The organism is Paracoccus benzoatiresistens, from assembly GCF_026913015.1.
GTDB lineage: Bacteria > Pseudomonadota > Alphaproteobacteria > Rhodobacterales > Rhodobacteraceae > Paracoccus > Paracoccus benzoatiresistens.
In genome coordinates this window covers 1-19,516 of the sequence record NZ_JAPTYD010000023.1, presented here as the reverse complement: position 1 = coordinate 19,516, position 19,516 = coordinate 1, and the positions used below count along the sequence as shown (strand labels likewise).

23 protein-coding genes are annotated in these 19,516 nt (G+C 67.6%); 13 read left to right on the top strand and 10 right to left on the bottom strand.

Annotated elements, in window-relative coordinates:
- The first annotated feature begins 122 nt into the window (after nucleotides 1-122).
- From fabA to OU682_RS14445, 4 genes are all read left to right on the top strand, one after another.
- Nucleotides 123-632: a bifunctional 3-hydroxydecanoyl-ACP dehydratase/trans-2-decenoyl-ACP isomerase gene (fabA, locus tag OU682_RS14460; RefSeq protein ID WP_268942869.1), complete on the top strand. Its 510-nt coding sequence runs from the start codon at nucleotides 123-125 to the stop codon at nucleotides 630-632.
- Nucleotides 633-649: 17 nt separating this feature from the next.
- Nucleotides 650-1,879 (top strand): beta-ketoacyl-ACP synthase I, encoded by a 1,230-nt coding sequence (gene fabB / locus OU682_RS14455; protein WP_268942868.1) that lies wholly within the window; start codon nucleotides 650-652, stop codon nucleotides 1,877-1,879.
- 14 nt (nucleotides 1,880-1,893) lie between these two features.
- Nucleotides 1,894-2,682 carry an enoyl-ACP reductase FabI gene (locus tag OU682_RS14450; RefSeq protein ID WP_268942867.1) on the top strand — a complete coding sequence of 263 codons (789 nt, stop codon included), beginning with the start codon at nucleotides 1,894-1,896 and terminating at the stop codon, nucleotides 2,680-2,682.
- 65 nt (nucleotides 2,683-2,747) lie between these two features.
- On the top strand, nucleotides 2,748-3,596 hold the full coding sequence (locus tag OU682_RS14445; protein WP_268942866.1) for an alpha/beta fold hydrolase: 849 nt from the start codon (nucleotides 2,748-2,750) through the stop codon (nucleotides 3,594-3,596).
- Here the strand turns inward: OU682_RS14445 and OU682_RS14440 are convergent.
- From OU682_RS14440 to OU682_RS14425, 4 genes are read right to left on the bottom strand one after another with little or no spacing between them, the layout of a single operon-like run.
- Nucleotides 3,574-4,080, bottom strand: coding sequence for a phosphatase PAP2 family protein (locus OU682_RS14440; RefSeq protein ID WP_268942865.1), 507 nt, complete (start codon nucleotides 4,078-4,080; stop codon nucleotides 3,574-3,576). The genes OU682_RS14445 and OU682_RS14440 overlap by 23 nt on opposite strands.
- Nucleotides 4,081-4,083: 3 nt before the next feature.
- On the bottom strand, nucleotides 4,084-4,494 hold the full coding sequence (locus OU682_RS14435) for a cytochrome C (RefSeq protein WP_268942864.1): 411 nt from the start codon (nucleotides 4,492-4,494) through the stop codon (nucleotides 4,084-4,086).
- 57 nt (nucleotides 4,495-4,551) lie between these two features.
- The gene (locus tag OU682_RS14430; protein WP_268942863.1) at nucleotides 4,552-5,223 is read right to left on the bottom strand and encodes an ABC transporter ATP-binding protein; all 672 of its coding nucleotides are present in this window, start codon (nucleotides 5,221-5,223) and stop codon (nucleotides 4,552-4,554) included.
- Entirely contained in the window at nucleotides 5,216-6,517 is a 1,302-nt protein-coding gene (locus OU682_RS14425) for a lipoprotein-releasing ABC transporter permease subunit (protein WP_268942862.1), read from the bottom strand. The genes OU682_RS14430 and OU682_RS14425 overlap by 8 nt, the downstream gene beginning before the upstream one ends.
- Before the next feature lie 116 nt (nucleotides 6,518-6,633).
- On the opposite strand from OU682_RS14425, the gene radA reads away from it, so the two are divergent.
- From radA to purF, 3 genes are all read left to right on the top strand, one after another.
- Nucleotides 6,634-7,998: a DNA repair protein RadA gene (radA, locus tag OU682_RS14420; protein ID WP_268942861.1), complete on the top strand. Its 1,365-nt coding sequence runs from the start codon at nucleotides 6,634-6,636 to the stop codon at nucleotides 7,996-7,998.
- Between the two features lie 42 nt (nucleotides 7,999-8,040).
- Complete coding sequence (locus OU682_RS14415) at nucleotides 8,041-8,637, top strand: CvpA family protein (protein ID WP_268942860.1); 597 nt, start codon at nucleotides 8,041-8,043, stop codon at nucleotides 8,635-8,637.
- A 149-nt stretch (nucleotides 8,638-8,786) separates the two neighbouring features.
- On the top strand, nucleotides 8,787-10,277 hold the full coding sequence (purF, locus tag OU682_RS14410; protein ID WP_268942859.1) for an amidophosphoribosyltransferase: 1,491 nt from the start codon (nucleotides 8,787-8,789) through the stop codon (nucleotides 10,275-10,277).
- Nucleotides 10,278-10,391: 114 nt separating this feature from the next.
- On the opposite strand, the gene OU682_RS14405 is transcribed toward purF, so the two are convergent.
- The 4 genes from OU682_RS14405 to OU682_RS14390 form a co-directional block, all read right to left on the bottom strand.
- Nucleotides 10,392-10,832, bottom strand: a complete 441-nt coding sequence (locus OU682_RS14405) for an NUDIX domain-containing protein (RefSeq protein ID WP_268942858.1) — start codon at nucleotides 10,830-10,832, stop codon at nucleotides 10,392-10,394.
- Nucleotides 10,829-11,863, bottom strand: a complete 1,035-nt coding sequence (locus OU682_RS14400; protein ID WP_268942857.1) for a 5-(carboxyamino)imidazole ribonucleotide synthase — start codon at nucleotides 11,861-11,863, stop codon at nucleotides 10,829-10,831. The genes OU682_RS14405 and OU682_RS14400 overlap by 4 nt, the downstream gene beginning before the upstream one ends.
- A complete protein-coding gene (purE, locus tag OU682_RS14395) occupies nucleotides 11,856-12,344 on the bottom strand; it encodes a 5-(carboxyamino)imidazole ribonucleotide mutase (protein WP_268942856.1) in 489 nt (162 codons plus the stop codon). The genes OU682_RS14400 and purE overlap by 8 nt, the downstream gene beginning before the upstream one ends.
- A gap of 63 nt (nucleotides 12,345-12,407) precedes the next feature.
- Nucleotides 12,408-12,626 carry a YdcH family protein gene (locus OU682_RS14390; protein ID WP_268942855.1) on the bottom strand — a complete coding sequence of 73 codons (219 nt, stop codon included), beginning with the start codon at nucleotides 12,624-12,626 and terminating at the stop codon, nucleotides 12,408-12,410.
- A gap of 224 nt (nucleotides 12,627-12,850) precedes the next feature.
- Between OU682_RS14390 and OU682_RS14385 the strand changes: the two genes are divergently transcribed.
- Entirely contained in the window at nucleotides 12,851-13,261 is a 411-nt protein-coding gene (locus OU682_RS14385; protein WP_268942854.1) for an Hsp20 family protein, read from the top strand.
- Between the two features lie 10 nt (nucleotides 13,262-13,271).
- Nucleotides 13,272-13,499: a DUF1150 family protein gene (locus OU682_RS14380; RefSeq protein ID WP_268942853.1), complete on the top strand. Its 228-nt coding sequence runs from the start codon at nucleotides 13,272-13,274 to the stop codon at nucleotides 13,497-13,499.
- Here the strand turns inward: OU682_RS14380 and OU682_RS14375 are convergent.
- Together OU682_RS14375 and OU682_RS14370 are read right to left on the bottom strand one after the other, a co-directional pair.
- Nucleotides 13,486-14,937, bottom strand: coding sequence for an MFS transporter (locus OU682_RS14375; RefSeq protein WP_268942852.1), 1,452 nt, complete (start codon nucleotides 14,935-14,937; stop codon nucleotides 13,486-13,488). The two genes, OU682_RS14380 and OU682_RS14375, sit on opposite strands and share 14 nt — an antisense overlap.
- 40 nt (nucleotides 14,938-14,977) lie before the next feature.
- Nucleotides 14,978-15,739, bottom strand: a complete 762-nt coding sequence (locus OU682_RS14370; RefSeq protein WP_268942851.1) for a bifunctional sulfate adenylyltransferase/adenylylsulfate kinase — start codon at nucleotides 15,737-15,739, stop codon at nucleotides 14,978-14,980.
- Nucleotides 15,740-15,823: 84 nt separating this feature from the next.
- On the opposite strand from OU682_RS14370, the gene OU682_RS14365 reads away from it, so the two are divergent.
- The 4 genes from OU682_RS14365 to OU682_RS14350 form a co-directional block, all read left to right on the top strand.
- Nucleotides 15,824-16,519 carry an HAD family hydrolase gene (locus tag OU682_RS14365; RefSeq protein ID WP_268942850.1) on the top strand — a complete coding sequence of 232 codons (696 nt, stop codon included), beginning with the start codon at nucleotides 15,824-15,826 and terminating at the stop codon, nucleotides 16,517-16,519.
- Nucleotides 16,520-16,569: 50 nt separating this feature from the next.
- Nucleotides 16,570-18,021, top strand: coding sequence for a xylulokinase (gene xylB, locus OU682_RS14360; protein ID WP_268942849.1), 1,452 nt, complete (start codon nucleotides 16,570-16,572; stop codon nucleotides 18,019-18,021).
- A gap of 274 nt (nucleotides 18,022-18,295) precedes the next feature.
- Nucleotides 18,296-19,270, top strand: coding sequence for a tripartite tricarboxylate transporter substrate-binding protein (locus tag OU682_RS14355; RefSeq protein WP_268942848.1), 975 nt, complete (start codon nucleotides 18,296-18,298; stop codon nucleotides 19,268-19,270).
- Between the two features lie 55 nt (nucleotides 19,271-19,325).
- Nucleotides 19,326-19,516, top strand: a 191-nt coding sequence (locus OU682_RS14350) for a tripartite tricarboxylate transporter TctB family protein (RefSeq protein WP_268942847.1), incomplete at its 3' end; no start/stop codon positions are given.

Sequence of the window (19,516 nt, the reverse complement as noted above, 5' to 3'; positions counted from 1 at the left end):
GCCCGCTGCCTTGCGGGATGCAAGCCGCCCCGTCGCATTGACTTGCACGCGCGTCGCCCCAAGTGATAGACGAAGCGTCGATTTGGACGGGGCCGGATGGCCTGCAGGAAAGGCAAGACCGCATGGCGATGGACAAGACAAGCTTCGACCGCGACGACCTTCTGGCCTGCGCGCGGGGCGAGCTGTTCGGCCCCGGCAATGCGCAGTTGCCCGAACCGCCGATGCTGATGATGGACCGCATCACGGACATTTCCGAGGATGGCGGCGCCCATGGCAAGGGTCATGTGGTGGCCGAGTTCGACATCACGCCCGATCTGTGGTTCTTCGCCTGCCATTTCCCCGGCAATCCGATCATGCCGGGCTGCCTTGGCCTTGACGGGCTGTGGCAGCTGACCGGCTTCAACCTGGGCTGGCGCGGCTGGCAGGGGCGCGGCTATGCCCTGGGCGTGGGCGAGGTCAAGCTGACCGGCATGGTCCGCCCCGACCGCAAGCTGTTGCGTTACCATGTCGATTTCACCAAGGCCGTGCAAACCCGGCGCCTCACCATGGGCGTGGCCGATGGCCGGGTCGAGGCGGATGGCGAGACCATCTATCAAGTCAAGGACATGAAGGTCGCCCTGTCGGCCAACTGATACAAAGGAGAAGGCCCATGCGACGCGTCGTCATCACCGGCCTTGGCATCGTCTCGCCCATCGGCAACAACGCCGAGGAGGTGACGGAAAGCCTGAAGCAAAGCCGTTCGGGCATCGTTTTCGCGCCGGAATATGCCGAACACGGCTTCCGCAGCCAAATCCACGGCATGCCGCAGATCAAGCTGGAGGATCACATCGACAAGCGCAACCTGCGCTTCATGGGTCCGGGCGCGGCCTACAACTTCATCGCCATGGAACAGGCGATCAAGGATTCCGGCCTTGAGGAAGGTGACGTGTCGAACCCGCGCACCGGCCTGATCATGGGATCGGGCGGGCCGTCCACGTCGAACTTCTTCGAGGCGCACCAGACCGTCATCGAGAAGGGCAGCCCCAAGCGCATGGGGCCCTTCATGGTGACGCGCTGCATGTCGTCGACCAACTCGGCCACGCTGGCCACGCCCTTCAAGATCAAGGGCGTGAACTATTCCATCACCTCGGCCTGCTCGACATCGGCCCATTGCATCGGCAACGGGGTCGAGCAGATCCAGATGGGCAAGCAGGACATCGTCTTCGCCGGCGGCGGCGAGGAACTGGACTGGACTCTGTCCTGCCTGTTCGACGCCATGGGCGCCATGTCGTCGAAATACAACGACGCGCCGCAGACCGCGTCGCGCCCCTATGACGCGACCCGGGACGGTTTCGTGATCGCCGGTGGCGGCGGGGTCGTGGTGCTGGAGGAACTGAGCCATGCACTGGCCCGCGGCGCCAAGATTTACGCCGAGGTCACCGGCTATGGCGCGACCAGCGACGGCTATGACATGGTCGCCCCCTCGGGCGAGGGTGGCGAGCGGTCGATGCGGCTGGCGCTTTCGACGCTGCCCGAAGGGCGCACCGTCAGCTATATCAACGCGCATGGCACCTCGACCCCGGTGGGCGACATCGGCGAGGTCAAGGCGATCCGCCGCATCTGGGGCGAGGGCAACACGCCGCCGATCAGCTCCACCAAGTCGCTGACCGGGCATTCCCTGGGCGCGACGGGCGTGCACGAGGCGATCTACAGCCTGCTTATGTTGCAAAATGACTTCATTGCAGCCTCTGCAAACGTGACGACACTGGATCCCGAAATCCAGCCGGGCGAGATTGCCACCAGCCGGGTGGACAATGCCGGGCTCGACTCGGTGCTGTCGAACAGCTTCGGGTTCGGGGGCACCAACGCCACCCTGCTGATGTCGCGTTACAAAGAATAAGAACGGGGGCAGTAATGGGCGATCTTCTGAAGGGCAAGCGCGGGCTTGTGATGGGGGTCGCCAATGACCATTCCATCGCCTGGGGCATCGCAAGGGCGGTGGCCGACCAGGGTGCCGAACTGGCGTTTTCCTATCAGGGGGATGCCTTCGGCAGGCGGGTCCAGCCGCTGGCCGCCTCGGTGGGGTCGGACTTCCTGCTGGACGTGGACGTGACCGACGATGCGTCGCTGGACGCGGCCTTCGCGTCGATCACCGAACGCTGGGGCAGGCTGGACTTCGTGATCCACGCCATCGCCTTTTCCAACAAGAACGAACTGACCGGGCGGTTCGTGAACACCAGCCGCGCGAACTTCAAGCACAGCCTGGAGATTTCGTGCTATTCGCTGATCGAGGTGGCGCGGCGCGCCCATCCGCTGATGGCGGAGGGCGGGTCGGTGGTCACGCTGACCTATGGCGGGTCGAACCGGGTGACGCCCTTCTACAACGTCATGGGTGTCGCCAAGGCGGCGCTGGAATCCACCGTGCGCTATCTGGCCAATGACCTTGGCCCCGACGGGATCCGCGTCAATGCGATCAGCCCCGGCCCGATGAAGACGCTGGCGGGTGCTGCCATCGGCGGCGCGCGCAAGACCTTCCGCCATACCGAGGCCAATGCTCCCCTGCGTGCCAATGCCACGCTGGAGGCGATCGGCGGCACCGCCGTCTGGCTGCTGTCCGACTGGGGCGCCTGCACCACCGGAGAGGTCGTGCTGGTCGATGGCGGCTATCACGTGCTGGGAATGCCGCAGAGCGAGAATCTGTGATGTCGCGCCGGGGGACTTCACGTCCCCCGGACCCCCTGTGGGATATTTGAGGTCCAAGGCAGGACATGGTCGAGTTCTTCACGGCGAATGACGGCGCGCGGCTGGCCTATTCCGACGAGGGCGAGGGGCTGCCGGTCCTGTGCCTTGCGGGACTGACGCGGAACATGGGCGATTTCGACTATGTCGCGCCGCATCTGGCTGGGGTGCGTCTGATCCGCATGGATTACCGCGGGCGGGCGCAGTCGGACTGGACCGGGGCCGCCACCTATACCGTCCCGCAGGAGGGCAAGGATGCGCTGGCGCTGCTGGATCACCTGGGGATCGGCCAGGCGGCGGTGCTTGGGACCTCGCGGGGCGGGTTGATCGGGCTGTTGCTGGCCGCCGTCGCGCATGACCGGTTGCTGGGGCTGTGCCTCAACGATGTGGGGCCGGTGATCGAGCAGACGGGGCTGGAGCGGATCTTCGACTATGTCGGACGCAATCCCGCGGCGCGGACCCATGACCTGCTGGCCAGGCGGCTGGATGCCGCGATGGCGGGGTTTGCCGATGTGCCCCAGGGCCGCTGGCTGGCCGACGCCCGGAAGCACTACGAGGAAACCCCCGAGGGGCTGCGGATCAGGTATGACCCTGCCCTGCGCGAGGCTTTCCTGGCAGCCTTCAAGGGCGATGCGCCCGACCTTTGGCCCTTGTGGGATGCGACTGCGGGCTTGCCGGTCGCGCTGATCCGGGGCGCGAATTCGGACCTTCTGTCGGCTGGCGCCGCCGCCGAGATGCTGCGCCGCCGTCCCGATGCGATCTTTGCCGAGGTCCCGGACCGTGCCCATGTGCCCTGGCTGGACGAGCCGGAATCGCTGGCTGCGATCAATGCCTGGCTGGACCGTTGCGGGCGGCTCAGAAGCGCATCCCGACGCTGAAGCTCGCGCCCTCGGTCCCGATGCCGAAATCGGCGGCGCCGAAGCTGAAGCCGATCAGCGCCCCCGTCAGCGCCTGCTGCATCGTGTGTTCGCCCGCATGGACGCGGCTGGCCGCCGTCAGACCCGCCGCGCCGTAAAGTCCGATCCCCGCCGCGCGGTCATCGGGAAAGCACTTGCCCGCAAGGTCCGCCGCGCCAAAGGCCGCCGCGGCGGAATGGCCGGACGGAAAGCCCCTGCCCTCTCCGCTGGGGCGGACCGATACGGGGGCACCGTCCAGCCAGGTTTTCAGGCCCAGAACGACGGCCGCCTGCAGCGCCCCGCGGACCGCGAAATCCTCCAGCCGGTCGTCGCGGGCGGCGCAGACGGCTGCGGCCACGGGCAGGCCGTATTTCATCGCCGTGCCGAAATCCTCGAAGGGATCGGCCGCGGCGGGCTGCGCCAGGGCCGCGGCAAGGGCCGCAGCCGACAGGATCGTCCTGGCCATCGCTTACTGCTGCATCGCCTCGACATATTCCATCAGGGCGACCAGCCGCACGGGCGTCGGCGTGGGAACACCGTCGCCCGCGTCATAGGGGATGGTCGGGCCGTCCAGCAGATCCCCGAATTCCGGCATCGGCGATTCGCTGCGCCCCGGCGTGAAGCCATAGATATGGCCCATCACCTGAAGGCGCGGGAAAACCCCGCCGTTCCTGGCGGCGACCTGGGTCAGATCGACCGGCGCGGGCGTCATCCCCGCAGCCGCTGCCCCGCCGCCCCGGCCATCCGCGCCGTGGCAATCGACGCAGAGCGCGTTAAAGTCGTTGCGCGCCTGCGCCCGGTCGGACGCCTGCGGCGCGCAGGCGGCGATCAGGCCCGCCATCGCCAGCCCGGTCAGGACCGCCCCATATGTTGCCTTCATCGCTGCCCCTCCTGATGGTTTGCCCAAGTTTGCCCAAGTTTGCCCCGGCTGCCCGGGTCACGCAACCGTCCGATCAAGGCGGATGATCCGGTCCATGCGCCGGGCGAGATCGTGGTTATGCGTGGCGATCAGCGCCGAAAGCCCGGTGTCACGGACAAGCGCCATCAGCATGTCGAAGACCCGGTCCGAGGTTTCGGGATCGAGGTTGCCGGTCGGTTCGTCCGCCAGCAGAAGCGCGGGCTGGTTGGCAAGCGCGCGGCAGAAGGCGACGCGCTGCTGTTCGCCCCCCGACAGCTCCGCAGGGCGATGATCCGCGCGGGCTGACAGGCCTACGCGGCCCAGCAGGTCGGCGGCACGCGCGGCGGCGTCGCGTTGCGGAGCGCCGTTGGCCAGCTGCGGCAGGATTATGTTTTCCGCCGCGCTGAATTCGGGCAGCAGGTGGTGGAACTGGTAGACGAAGCCCAGGTCCGCCCGCCGCGCCTCGGTCCGGGGCTTGTCGGGCAGGCCCGTCATGTCCCGGCCTTGCAGGATCACCCGTCCGGCATCGGGCGTGTCCAGCAGCCCGGCGATATGCAGCAGCGTCGATTTCCCCGCGCCGGAGGGCGCGACCAGGGCCACCACCTCGCCCCGCGCCACCGCCAGATCGAACCCGCGCAGCACCGGCACGGGTGCCGGGCCGTCCTTGCCATAGGTCTTGCCGACCCCTTCCAGGCGCAACACGTCATTCATAGCGCAGCGCCTCGACCGGGTTCATGCGCGCGGCGCGGCGCGCGGGAAAGATGGTGACCACGAAGGACAGGAACAGAGACAGCGCCACGGCGCGGAAGATGTCCCAGGCCCGCAATTCGGCGGGCAGGCGATAGATGCCGCGCACCTCGGGCTGCCAGGCGCCGCCGCCGGTCAGCGCGTTCAGCGCCGCCATGATGTTGTCCACGTTCAGCGCCAGCAACACGCCCAGGATCACGCCGGCGATGGTGCCGATGACGCCCGTGAAGGCCCCGCACAGGAAGAAGACCCGCAGCACCGCGCCTTCGGTCAGGCCCATGGTGCGCAGGATGCCGATGTCGCGCCCCTTGTTCTTGACCAGCATGATGAGGCCCGATGTGATGTTCATGGACGCGATCAGGACCAGCACCGACAGGATGACGAACATCACGTCGTCCTCCATGTCCAGCGCGGCCAGGAAGCTGCCGGAGGAGTCGCGCCAGTTCCAGACCTGCGCCCCCTCGCCCGCCGCCTGCAGCAGCGGCACCGTCCAGTCGTCCACCTTCTCGGGGTCGGCGACAAAGACCTCGATCTCGTCGGCGACACCCTCGCGGTTGAAATAGGACTGCGCCTCGGCCATGGGCATGTAGATGCGCGTCCGGTCGATGTCGTAGCGCCCGGCGCTGAAGATATAGGTGACCTCGTAGGCCTTGACGCGCGGCGTGGTGCCGATCGCGGTGCGCGCGCCTTCGGGCGCGATCAGGCGGATCCTGTCGCCCAGGCCCACGGCCAGTTCGCGCGCGATGCCCGAGCCGATGGCGATGCCGCGGTCGAAATCCTCAAGGTTGCCGGTCGAGGTTTCCGGGTCCACGATCCGGGGCATTGCCTTGAGATCGTCAAGGCTTACGCCGAAAACCTCGGCCACGTTCGAACTGTCGTTGGCGGTGGCCATGACCTGCCCGCGAATGACCGGCGCGGTCCGAGTGACGCCCGGAACCTCCGCCAGCGTGGCCGCCTTGGCGTCGTAATCGGCGATCCGGCCGGGGACGACATAAACATCCTCGGTGAACTCGTTCTCGATCCGCTGCGGGGCCATGTAGACGGTCGTGTGGGCATTGGCGCCCAGGATCGTGTCCACGAATTCGGCGCGAAAACCCGCCCGCACCGCCAGTGTCGCGATCAGCGCCATCACGCCAAGCGCGATGCCGATCAGGCTGATCCAGGTCATGACGCTGACCCCGCCCTCGGCCCTGCGGGCGCGCAGGTATCGCCAGGCGATGGTGAATTCATAGCGGGAGAACGGTCGTGGACTTGCCATGCGGGATGCCTTGGATTTGCGCGGGGAACCTGACCCCGCTGCCCCCAAAGATCAAGCCGACAATGGCGTGACCGCGCCAACTTGCGGCGGCTGGCCGCAGATGCCACATGAAGGGCATGGCAAAATCCACCAATGCTTTCACCTGCACCGCCTGCGGTGCCTCCCACAAGAAATGGGCCGGGCGCTGCGACGCCTGCGGGGCCTGGAACACCATTGTCGAGGAAGCGCCCCTGTCCCAGGGTCCGGGTCGCGGCCTTGGGGCCCACAAGGGCCGCACCGTGCCGCTGTCCAGCCTGGCCACGACCGAGGCCCCGCCCCCCCGCAGCCTGTCGGGGATGGAGGAGCTGGACCGTGTGCTGGGCGGCGGTCTTGTGCCCGGCAGCGCGGTGCTGGTCGGCGGCGACCCCGGCATCGGTAAATCGACGCTGCTGTTGCAGGGCGCCGCGGCCTTTGCCCGGCGCGGGGCGAGCGCGGTCTATATCAGCGGCGAGGAAGCCAGTGCCCAGGTGCGGATGCGCGCCCAGCGGCTGGGGCTGGCGGATGCGCCGGTCCGGCTGGGCGCCGAGACGAACCTGCGCGACATCCTGACCACGCTGGACGCTGAACGTCCCGACCTGGCGATCATCGATTCCATCCAGACGCTGTGGTCCGACCAGGTCGAGGCCGCGCCCGGCAGCGTGGCCCAGGTGCGGGCCGCCGCGCACGAGCTGGTGACCTTTGCCAAGCGCAAGGGCGTGGCGATCTTCCTGGTGGGCCACGTGACCAAGGAAGGCCAGATCGCGGGTCCGCGGGTGGTCGAGCACATGGTCGATACCGTCATCTATTTCGAAGGCGAGCGCGGCCACCAGTTCCGCATCCTGCGGTCGGTCAAGAACCGCTTCGGCCCGGCGGATGAGATCGGCGTCTTCGAGATGACCGGCGCAGGCTTGGCCGAGGTGGCGAACCCGTCGGCCTTGTTCCTTTCCGAACGTGGCCAGCCGGTTCCCGGCAGCGCGGTCTTCGCCGGGATCGAGGGCACGCGTCCAGTGCTGACCGAGGTGCAGGCGCTTGTGGCGCCTTCGACGCTGGCATCGCCGCGCCGGACCGTGGTGGGCCTGGACAGCGGCCGGGTCAGCACGATCCTGGCGGTGCTCGAGGCGCGCTGCGGCATTCCGTTCGCGGGGCTGGATGTGTTCCTGAACGTCGCGGGCGGGATGCGGGTCAACGAACCGGCGGCGGATCTGGCCATCGCCGGGGCGCTGCTGTCTGCCCGCGAGGACAGCGCCCTGCCCCCCGAGGCGGTGCTGTTTGGCGAAATCAGCCTGTCCGGTGCGCTGCGTCCTGTCGCGCAGGCGGAAAACAGGTTGAAAGAGGCGCAGAAACTTGGTTTTTCACAAGCGATTTTGCCCGACAGCCAGAAGGTCGAGGGCGCGGGTGGCATGGGCGTAAGCCGCATCGCCGACCTGACAGGATTCGTGGGCGAGGTCTTCGGCGCCGGCTGAAGTGCTTGACTTGAAAATATAACCGGCGCGAGGGCAAGAACCATGGACGGATTCACGATCATCGACGCGGTGGTGGCGGCAGTCATCATCCTTTCGGCCATCCTGGCCTGGTCGCGCGGCTTCGTGCGCGAATCGCTGGCGATCCTGGGCTGGATCGGCGCGGCCATCCTGGCCTTCATCTTCGCCGCCGCCATGCGCCCGCTGATCGCGCAGCTTCCCGTGCTGGACCGCTTCCTGGGCGACAGTTGCGAACTGGCCACGATCGCGGGCTTTGCCGTGGTCTTCGCGCTGGCCCTTGTGGTCTTCTCGATCATCACGCCGCTGTTTTCCTCGGTCGTGCAGCGCTCGGCCCTGGGTGGGGTCGATCAGGGCATGGGCTTCCTGTTCGGGGTGGCGCGCGGGATCCTGCTGGTTGCCATCGCCTTCATCGTCTATGACCGCGTGATGACAAGCCAGCAGGTCGCGGTCGTGGAAAACAGCCGCAGCGCACAGGTGTTCGAGCGGATGCGCGGCCAACTGGACCAGCAGGTCCCCGACGATGCGCCGGGCTGGATCGTCGGCCGCTACGAGCAGATGGTGGCGGGCTGCACGGCGACCGCGGCCCCCTCGGCCCAGGAAACGCCCCCCGCCGCGAACTGAGGCGCGCGACATGGCAGGGGCCGCATGACTGCCTTGTCATGACGCTTCCGTGACGAAAAACCGCCCCCGTTGCCTTGCGGGGGCGTGACTTTACGGCCCGTCCGCACTACATAGCGCGGGACAGCCCAAAGCCATTCAGGACCGCCGCGATGCAACCATTCCTGGCCCATCCGTTCGATTCGGACCGCCTGCACGAAGAATGCGGCATCTTCGGGGCCATCGGGGTCTCCGATGCCTCGAATTTCGTGGCCCTGGGGCTGCACGCGCTGCAGCATCGCGGGCAGGAAGCCGGCGGCATCGTCGCCCATGACCCGGAAAGCGGCTTCAACAGCGCCCATCGCTTCGGCTATGTCCGCGACAACTTCACCAAGGCCGACGTGATGTCGACCCTGCCGGGGCCGCTGGCCATCGGGCATGTGCGCTATTCCACCGCCGGGACCAAGGCCGCGACCGCGATCCGCGATGTGCAGCCCTTCTTCGGCGAATTCCACATGGGCGGCTGCGCCATCGCCCATAACGGCAACATCACCAATGCCGCCGCCCTGCGGCGCGAGTTGATCGAGCGCGGCTCGATCTTCCAGTCTTCCAGCGACAGCGAATGCATCATCCACCTGATGGCGCGGTCGATCCAGCGCAACATTCCCGAACGCATGAAGGACGCCCTGCGCCGGGTCGAGGGTGCGTTTTCCGTCATCGCCATGACGCGGACCAAGCTGATCGGCGTGCGCGACCCGTTGGGCGTGCGCCCGCTGGTCCTGGGCAAGGTGGGCGAGGACGGCTTCGTGCTGGCCTCGGAAACCTGCGCGCTGGACATCATTGGCGCCGATTTCATCCGCGAGATCGAGCCCGGCGAGATGGTGGTGATCACGAAAGGCGAGGTCGAGTCGTCGCGCCCGTTCGGACCCTCCAAAGGCCGGTTCTGCATCTTCGAGCATGTCTATTTCTCGCGCCCCGATTCGATCATCGGCGGCCGGTCGGTCTATGAAACCCGCCGCCAGATCGGCGTGGAACTGGCCCGCGAGGCGCCGATCGAGGCCGACCTGGTCTGCCCCGTCCCCGACAGTGGCACGCCCGCGGCCATCGGGTTCGCCCAGGAATCTGGCATCCCCTATGGCATGGGGATCATCCGCAACCAGTACATGGGCCGGACCTTCATCGAGCCGACCGAGCAGATCCGCAACATGGGCGTGCGGCTGAAGCTGAACGTGAACCGGTCGCTGATCGCGGGCAAGCGCGTGGTGCTGGTCGACGACAGCGTGGTGCGCGGCACCACCAGCCGCAAGATCAAGGACATGATCCTGGACGCGGGCGCGGCCGAGGTGCATTTCCGCATCGCATCCCCCCCCACCGCTTGGCCCTGCTTCTATGGCGTGGATACGCCCGACCGCGACAAATTGCTGGCCGCCAACATGACCCCCGAGGAAATGCGCGATTGGATCGGCGTCGACAGCCTGGCCTTCGTGTCGCTGGACGGCCTTTATCGCGCCGTGGGCGAGGCCGAGGGCCGCAACAAGGCTTGCCCGCAATATTGCGACGCCTGCTTCTCGGGCGATTACCCGGTGGCACCCTTCGACCAGCTGGAGCGCGGCTTCCGCATGAAGGCGGGATCCGAGACGGCGATAAACGAGGCGGCGGAGTAAGCCGGGGGCTGTCTGCCCCCGGTTGGGCCTGCCGGCCCCTTCTTCGCTGAAAAAGGTCCACTGGACCTTTTCCCGGGCGCTCGGAAGCCCCGAGGATCTTTCGGCGAAGAAGAACTAGCGGACGATCCGCTCCAGCGGGTCGTACCAGGCGGCGTGCTGGCCCCAGACCGCGCGGGCCAGCATTTCGGGCTTGTGGCGCAGCTTCGACAGTTCGGGGCGGGTGGCCCAGCAGAAGCGGTTGACCACCTTTTCGGGGTCTTCGAGGATGATCCCGGCATCGCCGTTCAGAGAGGCGCGGAAGATGATCTCGACCTGGTGGAAGCCTCGCTCGGGGTCGTGGAATTCGTTCACCAGGATCGGGGCGCTGACGGCGATGGCGAGGCCGGTTTCCTCGGCCACTTCGCGGATCAGGTTTTCGGGCAGCGACTGTCCGGGTTCGACCCCGCCGCCGGGCAGGCACCACAGGTCGGATTGCTGGCCCGGATAGGCATTGACAAGCAGCAGACGGTCGTCGCGCAGGATTGCCGCGCGGACGGCCAGCCGGGGCGGTTTCATCCGGTGATCCGGTTCACATGGCCCATCTTGCGCCCAGGACGCGGCGCGCCCTTGCCATAAAGGTGGACCTGCGTGTTCGGCGCCCTGAGCAGATCGGGCACCCGGCCAAGGTCGTCGCCGATCAGGTTCTCCATCACCACGTCCGCGTAGCGCTTGCCGTCGCCCAGAGGCAGGCCCGCCACCGCGCGGATATGCTGTTCGAACTGGTCCACCGCGCAGCCCGCCTGCGTCCAGTGCCCCGAATTATGGACACGCGGCGCGATCTCGTTCACGATCAGGCCCCGCGGGGTCACGAACAGCTCGACCCCCATGACGCCGATGTAGTCCAGCGCGCTGACGATGCGCGCGGCAATCAGAACCGCATCGGTCGTGACAGCGCCGGCCAAGCCGCAGGGAACGGTGGTGGTGCGCAGGATGCCTTCGCGATGGACGTTCAGCCCGGGATCAAAGGCAGCGACCTGCCCGTCCGCACCGCGCGCGACGATCACGCTGATCTCGGCCGAGAAATCGACAAAGCCCTCCAGGACCGAGGGCGCGCCGGTCCATTCGGCGGGGCCGTCCCCGACGCGCACCTGCCCCTTGCCGTCATAGCCCATGCGGCGCGTCTTGAGGATCGAGGGGCGGCCGATGCGGTCAATGGCTCCGCCCAAGTCGCCTTCCGTCGGCACATCGGCGAAAGGCGCGGTTGCCAGGCCGATCTCGTTCAGGAAGGTCTTCTCGGTCAGGCGATCCTGCGACACGGCAAGGGCGCGCCGGTTCGGGCGGATCGGGCGGATCGATTCCAGCAGGTCCAGCGCCGAGGTCGGGACATTCTCGAATTCATAGGTGATCACGTCCACGCTTTCGGCGAAGGCGCGAAGGGCGGCCTCGTCCTCGTAGGATGCGTTCGTCACCGCATGGGCCACGTCGCCTGCCGGCGCGGCGCCCGGTTCATAGATGTGGCAACGCAGGCCAAGGCGGCTGGCAGCGACAGACAGCATCCGGCCCAGCTGGCCGCCCCCCAGGATGCCGATGGTCTGGACGTCATTCATCGCGCGGCTCCTCGGGGATCGAATCGGACAGGGCCTGACGCCAGGCGTCCAGGCGTTCGGCCAGGGCGGGGTCGCTGACGGCCAGGATCCCCGCCGCCATCAGCCCGGCATTGGCCGCCCCCGCAGCGCCGATGGCCATGGTGGCCACCGGATAGCCCTTGGGCATCTGCAGGATGGAATAAAGCGAATCGACCCCCGACAGGGCCTTTGTCTGCACCGGCACGCCGATCACCGGGACGCGGGTCTTGGAGGCCATCATGCCCGGCAGATGGGCCGCGCCGCCCGCGCCTGCGATGATCACCTTCAACCCGCGCTCTACCGCCGTCTTGCCATAGTCCCACAGCCGGTCGGGCGTGCGATGCGCGCTGACGATCCGGGCCTCGTATCCGACGCCAAGTTCGTCCAGGATCGTTGCAGCCTCTTTCATGGTCGGCCAGTCCGACTGGCTGCCCATGATGATCCCGACAGGTTTGTCCATCATTCGTCCCGATCCCGGCCACCGATTTTCTGCGCCCGCAATAGCGCGCAGGGCATCGGGCCGCAATCAGGCGATGATGTCTGGCGTGATCTCATCCTCCAGCCGGGCGATCTGGTCCTTGAGCAGCAGCTTCTGCTTCTTCAGCCGCTGCAGCGCCAGGGACGAGGTCAGCTGCTGCGCCGACAGCGCCGCAATCGCCTCGTCCAGGTCGCGATGCTCGCAGCGCAGGGCCACCAGCCGCGCGCGGGCGATCTCGTCATGGGACATTTCGTGGTGCATGTTCATCTGGTTTGGCCCGGCTGGACGTTTGACCGTTGATTTTCCAGCATCATAGCGCGTCTTTCAGGCACTGTTAACAGGCAGCCGCGACCAAGGGACGCAAATACGGGCCGCCCCCGTGGCGCTGCGTCCCGCATCTTGCGCCGGGCGGCGCCGCGACACATATAAATGCCAACGGGTTGCCGGACAGGGACCCGCCAAACAGTCGCTTAACCGTCCGAGGGCTGATCATGACCAAGATTTCGCTGGGGGCGCATCCCTATCTGCTGGGCTTCGACCAGCTGGAGCGTCTGGCCGAACGGGCCGCGAAGGGCGCCGAGGGCTATCCCCCCTACAACATCGAACATATCGCGCCCGATGGCTTTCGCATCACGCTGGCGGTAGCGGGCTTTTCCGACGCAGACCTGTCGGTCACGACCGAGGATCGCCAGCTTGTCATCCGCGGCCGCCTGGCCGAGCCTGACACGGACCGCGTGTTCCTGCACCGGGGCATCGCCTCGCGCGCGTTCCAGCGCAGCTTCGTGCTGGCCGACGGGGTCGAGGTCGAGGGCGCCCAGATCGAAAACGGCCTGCTGCATGTGGACCTGAAGCGCATCCAGCCCCAGCAGGTCGTCCAGACCATTCCGATCAGCCGAAAATAAGGGGATCATCATGGATACCAAATTCGACTTCGGCGGCATCGACGCCGAGAACATCGTCTATATCCGGCAGGTCGAGACCAGCACCCTGCCCCAGGAGATTCGCCAGCAACTGCCGGGCGTGGTCAGCATGTATGCCGTCCACGATGCCGATGGCGAGCGTCTGGCGCTTGTGAAGGAACGCTCGCTGGCCTTCATGCTGGCCCGCCAGAACGAACTGACGCCCGTCAGCGCCCACTGACCGCTTCGCGGCGGGGCGGCTCTGCCCTGCCGCGCATCACGCCTCTGGCGGCAAGGATCACCAGGATCGCCGAAAAGGCGCAGATCTGATAGATCAGCGCGTGGGACATGGCCGCGGCATAGTCGCCGCCCTGCCCATGCAGACGCACGAAGAACAGGCTGGACACGATCGCGATGCCGGTCGCCGCGCCGACCTGCTGAAAGGCCTGCATCGCACCCGACCCCGCGCCTGCATCCTGCGCCGGCACCGACTTCAGCACCGTCTGGAACAGCGGAGAGATCGTCAGCCCCATGCCGAAGCCGCAGACGGCAAGCGGGGCGGCCAGCGTGGCGGCGGTGAGGGCCTGCGGCGGGTGCCCCGAGACATGGCGCAGGAAGATCATCCCCGCCAGCATGATCGACACGCCGGCGGCCATCCGCCACGACATGACCCTGGTGCCGAAGCGCCCGGTGACATAGCTGCCCAGCATGATGCCCAGCGGAAAGGGCGCCGTGGCAATCCCCGACTGCATCGGGTCAAGCCCGAAGCCGGTCTGCAGATAGAGCGCCAGCACCAGGAACATCCCCGGTATGGCCGAGAAATGCAGCATCACCATCGCCACGCCGGACAGGAAGCCGCCGTTGCGCATCAGCGCGACCGGCAGCAGTTGCGCCCGCTTGCGCCGCGCCAGCCAGGCCTGCCGCCAGACGAACAGCGCGCCCACCGGCAGGGCCGCGGCCAGCATGGCCACGCACCACCAGGGCCAGCCCAGCAGCGCGCCCTCGATCACCGGCAGCACGATCAGCAGCACCGCCAGCGAAAACAGCGCGATGCCGATCCAGTCGATCCGCATCCTGCGGTCGGATGACATGACCGGGATCCAGCGCAGCCCGGCCGCGATCACGAACAGCCCGACCGGCAGGTTGACCAGGAAGATCGGCCGCCAGTCCAGCCCCGCGATGTTGCCGGTGATCAGCGCCCCGCCCAGAAGCGGCCCCGTGACCGCGCCCAGGCTTGCCACGACTCCGGCCAGCGCAAAGGCGCGCGCCTTCTGTTCGGGCGCAAACATCACATGCATGATCGCCAGGACCTGCGGCACCATCATCGCGCCTCCGATCCCCTGCAGGGCACGCGACCAGATCAGCATCGACATGTCCTGCGCGAAACCGCACAGCGCCGAGGCCAGCGTGAACAACCCGATGCCCTGCAGGAACAGCCGCTTGCGCCCGAACTTGTCGCCGAAGCGGCCAAAGGGCAGCAGCCCCGCCGCGAAGGCCAGCACATAGGCGGCCGAGACCCACTCGATCTGCGCGGCGGTCGCGTTCAGGTTCTGCTGGATCGAGGGCAGCGCCACGTTCACGATGCTGACATCGATCAGGTTCATGAAGTTGCCCAGCAGCAGCAGCACCGTCGCCAGCCAAGGGTTGAAGCCGGCATCGCCTGTGCGCATCGGGGTCATGGGCCTGCCTCTTTGCAGATCGTGAAGGTTGCGGACCCGTCTACAGGGTTCCCTCGGGAACCACCATCTGCGCCCCGATCCTGTCCTGATGCCTGCGGTACAGGTCCCATGCCTCCGGATCGCCCCCCGGAACGACATGCGTCGCCCCGTGGTTCCGCGCGACAAGCCCCTGCCACAGCACCGAACGCGGCCCCGGCGGCGGAATCACCGGCAGCGGCGCCAGAACCGCCCCTGCGGGCAGGTCGACTGCGACGCCCGGCAGGGGCTGGATCAGCAATGCGGCATCCATCTGCCGCGCAAGCCGGGCGGCGGGCGCGACCCGGTCCGCGTGGTCGGGCTGGACGGCCAGGACACGGGTGCAGCCACGCTCGCGGAACAGCGCGCGCAGGCTGTTGGGCGTCTCGCCCCCTGCCGGGCGGCGCAGGCCCTTGACCTTGCCGCCAAGCAGGACGGGGTCCCCCCATTTGTCGGTCACGGACATCACCGCCAGCACCTCTTCGTCCGCGTCCCGCAGGGCGATGTCACAGCCGGGCTGCACGTCGCCGGCAAAATCGGCGCCGACCTGCAAGGCCAGCGGAACCGGCCAAGGGCCATCCTCACGATCCTGCGCGGCACGATGATCTGCCTCGGACATGTAGCCGCGAAGGGGCGCGAAGCCGCCGTTCATCAGCAGCGTCAACGCGCCGGTCTGGCTTGCGTCCAGCCTCCAGCCCGGCAGCTTCAGCGCCTCGGCCCGCAGGGCACTGGCGGCATCGTCCGAAACGTAAAGCTCTCGCAAGGGCATGTGGTGGGAGTGGGTCATGGGTCCTGCCTATCCGACGCCTCGGCATTTGTCATCCGCGCCCGATGCGTGTAGGGGACGGCCAGCACAATCAGGGGGCCGCGCATGACCGATATCCGCGCCGTGATCTTCGACATGGACGGCTGCCTTGTGGACAGCGAGCCGATGTCGCTGGAAACCTTGGCCGAACTGATGGCGGCCGAGGGGCTGCACGCCACCACCGACGAGTTGCGAAGGAAGTTCCTGGGCATGTCGATCCAGGCCATCGTGCGCCAGATCAGCCAGGCGCTCGACCGTCCCGACCTGCCCGACTTCGCGCGCGATTTCGAGGCACGCCTGCTGGCGCGCTATCCCGCAGAACTGCGGGTGATTCCCGGCATTCCGGGCCTGCTGGACGATCTCGCCTCGGACGGCGTCGCGGTGGCGATCGCGACCGGCAGTTCCGTGCGCCGGCTGGGCGTCACGCTGGAGGTGGCAGGGCTGGCGGACCGTTTCGGGGCCAACATCTTCAGCGCCGACCAGGTCAAGCGCGGCAAGCCCGCGCCCGACCTGTTCCTGCTGGCCGCCGAACGGCTGGGCATCCCGCCCGAGGCCTGCGCGGTGATGGAGGATTCGCCCCATGGCATCGCGGGCGCCGTGGCCGCCGGGACGCGTGCCGTGGGCTTCACCGGCGGCACCCACCTGGAGGGGATGCGCGACGACCATGCCCGCCGGTTGCGTGATGCCGGGGCGGCCACCGTGCTGCCCGACCTGGCCGGAATGCTTGACGCGCTGCTTGACCGGCAGACCACGGGCGTTTGACGGATCCCCGTCTTTCGGCCAAGAAAGGCTGGCGGACGTGGGAGGCATCAATGAGTTTTCTGGGAATCGATCTTGGCACCTCGGGCCTGCGGGCGCTTCTGGTGGACGGCGGCGGCAGGCCCATCGGTTCGACCGAGGCGCATTATCCCGTCAGCCATCCCCATTCCGGCTGGTCGGAACAGGATCCGGCTGACTGGGTCGCGGCGCTGGACGGCGCGGTCGCGGAACTGCGCGACCGTCACCCTGAATTCCTGGACCTGCGCGGCATCGGGGTCGCGGGCCACATGCATGGCGCGACGCTGCTGGACGCAGATGACCGGGTGATCCGGCCCTGCATCCTGTGGAACGACACCCGCAGCCATGCCGAGGCAGCCCGGCTGGATGCCATGCCCGGCGTCCGCGACCTGTCCGGCAACATCGTCTTTCCGGGCTTCACCGCGCCCAAGCTGGAATGGGTCCGCGAACACGAACCCGAGAACCACGCCCGCATTGCCCGCGTGCTGCTGCCCGCGGCCTTCCTGAACCTGTATCTGACGGGCGACCATGTGTCCGACATGTCGGATGCGGCAGGCACGTCCTGGCTGGATACGGGCGCACGCGACTGGTCCGACGCCCTGCTGGAGGCGGGCCACATGCGCCGCGACCAGATGCCGAGGCTGGTCGAGGGCTCTGCCCCCGCCGGTCAGCTGCGCGAGGATCTGGCGCGGGCCTGGGGGCTGTCGCATCCGGTCGTGGTCGCAGGCGGCGCGGGCGACAATGCCGCCGCGGCCTGCGGGATCGGGGCGATGGCGGAAGGCCAGGGCTTCGTCTCGCTGGGAACCTCGGGCGTGCTGCTGGCGGCGCGGGACGGATACCACCCGGCGCCCGCGACGGCGCTGCACACCTTCTGCCACGCGGTGCCCGGCACCTGGTACCAGATGGGGGTGATGCTGTCGGCGACGGACAGCCTCAACTGGCTGGCGCAGATCACCGGGGCGCGCCCGGCAGACCTGACCGCGACCCTGGGCGATACCTTGCAAAAGCCCGGCGCGGTGCGTTTCCTGCCCTATCTGGCCGGTGAACGGACGCCGCATAACGACGCTGTCATCCGGGGCGCCTTCACGGGGCTTGGATCGGGGACGAGCCGCGACGACCTGACCCGCGCCGTGCTGGAAGGCGTGGCCTTCGGGTTGCGCGACAGCCACGAGGCGCTGAAGGCCACCGGCGCGCGTCTGGACCGAATGATGGCCATCGGCGGCGGCGCGCGGTCCCGCTACTGGCTGAAGGTCATCGCGACAACGCTGGACGTGACCCTGACCCTGCCCGTCGACGGCGAATTCGGCGCAGCCCTGGGCGCGGCCCGCCTGGGCATGGTGGCGGCAGGCGCCGGCGGGGTCGAAGACATCATGGCCTCGCCCGACGTGGTCGAGGAGATCGCCCCCGAAGCAGCCCTGCGCGAGCGGTTCAACGCCGCCTATGAGGCTTTCCGTGCAGCCTATCCGGCGATCCGCGGGATCCAGTGATCCGCTGAACGGGCACCGCCGCCTCGTGGGCCCTCCGGGGACCATCACCCGGTCCAGCCTGATACTGGCAGCACCAGCCTGGAGCAGTCCTGATCCAGGCCGTGCCGGTCTGCGACGCGGCGCGGGTGGGCCCGCTCGCGGCATCGTCCAGCGGATGATGAAAAAAAGATAACCACTTAGGCAAAAAGGGTTTGTATGAGGTCCGCAGGCTGACGCAATCTGTAGACAGAATGACGGCGCCGGGAAGCGCCGCATAACCAGTCTGGGAGGACACATGACCCTATCCAAGTTGATGGCCGGGCTTTTCGCGGCCACCATCCTGACCGCGCCCGCCCTTGCCCAGGACTATCCCGAACGCCAGATCACCATGGTGGTGCCCTTCTCGGCTGGCGGTCCGACCGATACCGTGGCCCGCCTTGTGGCCGAACGCATGTCCGAGGATCTGGGCCAGCAGATCGTGGTGGAGAACGTGGGCGGCGCCGGCGGCACGCTTGGCGCGGGCCAGGTCGCCAAGGCCGAAGCCGACGGCTACACGGTGCTGCTGCATCACATCGGCATGGCGACCTCGGCCACGCTGTATCGCCACCTTGCCTATGACACGCTGAACGCCTTTGACTATGTGGGCCTCGTGACCGAGGTGCCGATGGTCATCACCGCCCGGCAGGATTTCGAGCCCGCGGATTTCCCGGCCTTCATCGAATACGTCAAGTCGAACGCCGATTCGCTGACGCTGGCTAATGCCGGGATCGGGGCTGCCAGCCACCTTTGCGGAATGCTGCTGATGCAGGCCCTGGAGGCGCCGCTGGTGACCGTTCCCTACAAGGGGACCGGCCCCGCGATGACCGACCTTCTGGGTGGCCAGGTCGATATCATGTGCGACCAGACCACCAACACCACCCAGCAGATCAAGGGCGGCACGATCAAGGCCTATGCCGTGACCACGCCCGAGCGGCTGGACCTGTTCCCCGACCTGCCCACCGCGGCTGAATCCGGGCTGGAGTCCATGCAGTTCGGCATCTGGCACGGCATCTATACCCCCAAGGGCACCCCGGCCGAGATCAACCAGCGGCTGTCGCAATCGCTGCAAAAGGCGCTTGCCGGCGAGAGCGTGGCCAAGGCCATGGCAGACCTGGGAACCACGCCAGTTGCGGCCGAGGACGCGACGCCCGAGGCGCTGAAGGCCAAGCTGGAATCCGAGATCGCCCGCTGGAAGCCGGTGATCGAGGCTGCGGGCGTCTACGCCGACTGATCCATGCGCCCGCCGCCGTTTCTGGCGGCGGGCAATCTGACCTGCGGGAGGCACCATGTCCACCAAACCGAAAGACGACACCGACATTGTCGCGGGCCTGTTCTTCATGGCGCTTGCGGCCTTTTTCGGCTGGCAGGCCCTGGGGCTGGAGATGGGAACCTCGATCCGCATGGGGCCGGGCTATTTCCCGATCGTGCTGTCGGGCCTGCTGTTCCTGCTGGGCGCGGTGATCCTGTTCAAGGCCTT

Bases quoted from the DNA above. Each gene is read 5' to 3' on its own strand.
- radA (WP_268942861.1), top strand. From the start codon at position 6,634: ATGGCAAAATCCACCAATGCTTTCACCTGCACCGCCTGCGGTGCCTCC.
- OU682_RS14450 (WP_268942867.1), top strand. From the start codon at position 1,894: ATGGGCGATCTTCTGAAGGGCAAGCGCGGGCTTGTGATGGGGGTCGCC.
- OU682_RS14370 (WP_268942851.1), bottom strand. From the start codon at position 15,739: ATGACCCACTCCCACCACATGCCCTTGCGAGAGCTTTACGTTTCGGAC.
- fabB (WP_268942868.1), top strand. From the start codon at position 650: ATGCGACGCGTCGTCATCACCGGCCTTGGCATCGTCTCGCCCATCGGC.
- OU682_RS14380 (WP_268942853.1), top strand. From the start codon at position 13,272: ATGGATACCAAATTCGACTTCGGCGGCATCGACGCCGAGAACATCGTC.
- OU682_RS14405 (WP_268942858.1), bottom strand. From the start codon at position 10,832: ATGAAACCGCCCCGGCTGGCCGTCCGCGCGGCAATCCTGCGCGACGAC.
- OU682_RS14440 (WP_268942865.1), bottom strand. From the start codon at position 4,080: ATGGCCAGGACGATCCTGTCGGCTGCGGCCCTTGCCGCGGCCCTGGCG.
- OU682_RS14400 (WP_268942857.1), bottom strand. From the start codon at position 11,863: ATGAATGACGTCCAGACCATCGGCATCCTGGGGGGCGGCCAGCTGGGC.
- OU682_RS14390 (WP_268942855.1), bottom strand. From the start codon at position 12,626: ATGAACATGCACCACGAAATGTCCCATGACGAGATCGCCCGCGCGCGG.
- OU682_RS14430 (WP_268942863.1), bottom strand. From the start codon at position 5,223: ATGAATGACGTGTTGCGCCTGGAAGGGGTCGGCAAGACCTATGGCAAG.
- xylB (WP_268942849.1), top strand. From the start codon at position 16,570: ATGAGTTTTCTGGGAATCGATCTTGGCACCTCGGGCCTGCGGGCGCTT.
- OU682_RS14385 (WP_268942854.1), top strand. From the start codon at position 12,851: ATGACCAAGATTTCGCTGGGGGCGCATCCCTATCTGCTGGGCTTCGAC.
- OU682_RS14445 (WP_268942866.1), top strand. From the start codon at position 2,748: ATGGTCGAGTTCTTCACGGCGAATGACGGCGCGCGGCTGGCCTATTCC.
- OU682_RS14425 (WP_268942862.1), bottom strand. From the start codon at position 6,517: ATGGCAAGTCCACGACCGTTCTCCCGCTATGAATTCACCATCGCCTGG.
- OU682_RS14355 (WP_268942848.1), top strand. From the start codon at position 18,296: ATGACCCTATCCAAGTTGATGGCCGGGCTTTTCGCGGCCACCATCCTG.
- OU682_RS14365 (WP_268942850.1), top strand. From the start codon at position 15,824: ATGACCGATATCCGCGCCGTGATCTTCGACATGGACGGCTGCCTTGTG.
- purE (WP_268942856.1), bottom strand. From the start codon at position 12,344: ATGATGGACAAACCTGTCGGGATCATCATGGGCAGCCAGTCGGACTGG.
- purF (WP_268942859.1), top strand. From the start codon at position 8,787: ATGCAACCATTCCTGGCCCATCCGTTCGATTCGGACCGCCTGCACGAA.
- OU682_RS14435 (WP_268942864.1), bottom strand. From the start codon at position 4,494: ATGAAGGCAACATATGGGGCGGTCCTGACCGGGCTGGCGATGGCGGGC.
- fabA (WP_268942869.1), top strand. From the start codon at position 123: ATGGCGATGGACAAGACAAGCTTCGACCGCGACGACCTTCTGGCCTGC.
- OU682_RS14375 (WP_268942852.1), bottom strand. From the start codon at position 14,937: ATGACCCCGATGCGCACAGGCGATGCCGGCTTCAACCCTTGGCTGGCG.
- OU682_RS14415 (WP_268942860.1), top strand. From the start codon at position 8,041: ATGGACGGATTCACGATCATCGACGCGGTGGTGGCGGCAGTCATCATC.